The sequence below is a fragment of the Moorena sp. SIO3I6 genome (genome assembly GCF_010672095.1).
The window spans coordinates 1-1917 of the sequence record NZ_JAAHHU010000934.1 but is presented as its reverse complement, the minus strand read 5'-3'; the positions used below and the strand labels follow the sequence as shown (position 1 = coordinate 1917).

Here is a 1917-nt window from a genome sequence, read left to right as displayed (position 1 = left end):
GGCTGCCAATCAACAAATGCAGTTTGCACCCCATGCTGTGGCCGATACCATAGATGGGTAGATACCGTTTCCGTAAAGCATTGGTTACCTGTAAGCGATTGAGAGTAGTCTCGAAGCGATTGAGTACATCTCGTGCGATCGCAATATGGTCGAGGGTATTCACAAACGGTGTCGCAATCACTGCATACCGTTGACGTGCTAATTCTTCCAGTAACAATCGGTAGGTTACTTGGGGAGCTGTAGCAATAAACGCCCCACCCAGGAAATGGATAATCCCAGTGGGACGATTGGGGATTAAAACCCAGTTACCAGATATTTCTTGCCAGTCCATGCCATACTATATAGGGTTTACTTCTTTTATTGTAAAGATGTTTGTAGAGTACTCTAGAGTATGGTATTAATCTAGTAATATCTAGAAGTTAAGAATTCTGAATTGTAAATTCATAATTCTCTTGACCTGGTACCATTATTCGAAATTCATAAGTGTTGGGAGTAGACAATAATTCTGCACCCCTAGGATTAAGGTATCGCCCGTTTAATTTTAACTTCATGCGACTCTTGAAGCTAGCAGCGCAGTAGCTAGGATTAGTATTAGCTCCAGGTGTGAAGGAAATCCTGTATTGAATTTATCCTAGTGTAGGGTAGGCTTCGATATTAGGGAAATCTTGAGTAACACTAGTCATATCTTCAATTATTAACTCTTTACCGCACTCATTAATAATTTGCTTGTTAGAAGCTAAGGCTTGAATTGTCGAGGTAATAAATTCTGATGCGGTGTTGATATCACCAATAACTGGTTCTTGAGCATTTAACCCTGAAGCAAAAGCGAAAACCATAGCAGTTGCAGCAGCAATTAACGTATTTTTTACCTTCATCTTAAGCCTCGTTTAGTTGAGATTGATTATGAGCACACAGTTGAGAACAAATCTTGAGTGCCCATGACAATTAGCACTGCTAATGGCGCAGTATCAGGAAAACTGGTTAGTAGGACTTATCTATACAATTCCCCAAAGTGTCTAGTGAGGTAACAGTCTATAGGCAACTATGGGTAGAGGGGAGATGAAGAAGATGAGGACTAGTGATTTTATAAAAAAAGCTATACTTTATAGATAGATTTCCAACTATTTTGAATGAGATTGAGACTTTATTAGTTAATCACTCTGATTCTTTGTCTATCGTTTCTGATATATTATAAGTATCGCATTAGTTTTTAAAAGTGTAGACTAAGAGGATATCTGAAAAGTTTTTTGATACTGAATTTTGCCCCCCTAGCCCCCCAACTTTGGGGGGAACAAGAGTCAATTTGCTTCTAAAAGTCCCCCAAAATTGGGGGATTTAGGGGGCTTGGATGTAGCAAATGATACTTCTCAGACAACCTCTAAAAAACTCTACAGTACTTACGGAATAACTCTACTTGTGAGGGTGGGTTAGTCACACACCCTACTAACTAAAGACTCATCACTAACTCACTAAAGATTCAGCACTGACCTTAGTCAACTCTCGAATCTGCTCAATCAAATTGTTAATACCATCAGTATTGAGGCGATAACTGATGGGATGGGCAATCAGTCGTGCTGTACTCTCATACAAAATGTCAATTTCAATTAAGCCATTCTCTTTTAAGGTACGACCTGTGGACACCAAGTCCACAATTGCCTCCGACATCCCGGTAATTGGACCAAGTTCAACAGAACCGTAGAGGGGGATAATTTCCACTGGCAAATCCAGGTTATTGAAATATTCCCGAGCACAGTGAACAAACTTGGAGGCTACGCGACCATGAGCTGGCAAGTAGATGTCTCCACTGGCCCGTCTGACACTCCTCGCACGTCTCGGGTATCTTTCACAATTACTCTGCCCCAGGTTCAATCTTTTATTTGACACTCCCCGGCCTGTTCGCGTAGCGTCGGCTTTGCC

3 protein-coding genes are annotated in these 1917 nt (G+C 41.1%); all 3 read right to left on the bottom strand.

The features are described 5' to 3' along the window. On the bottom strand, positions 1–331 hold a 331-nt coding region (locus tag F6K49_RS44635; protein ID WP_293108405.1), incomplete at its 3' end, for a DUF1350 family protein. Between the two features lie 295 nt (positions 332–626). After that, on the bottom strand, positions 627–875 hold the full coding sequence (locus tag F6K49_RS44630; protein WP_075897452.1) for a hypothetical protein: 249 nt from the start codon (positions 873–875) through the stop codon (positions 627–629). A gap of 586 nt (positions 876–1461) precedes the next feature. After that, a partial coding sequence (gene hisG / locus F6K49_RS44625; RefSeq protein WP_293108398.1) for an ATP phosphoribosyltransferase occupies positions 1462–1917 on the bottom strand: 456 nt, incomplete at its 5' end.

Excerpts from the sequence above, each read along its gene's own strand:
- F6K49_RS44630 (WP_075897452.1), bottom strand. The coding sequence starts at position 875 with ATGAAGGTAAAAAATACGTTAATTGCTGCTGCAACTGCTATGGTTTTC.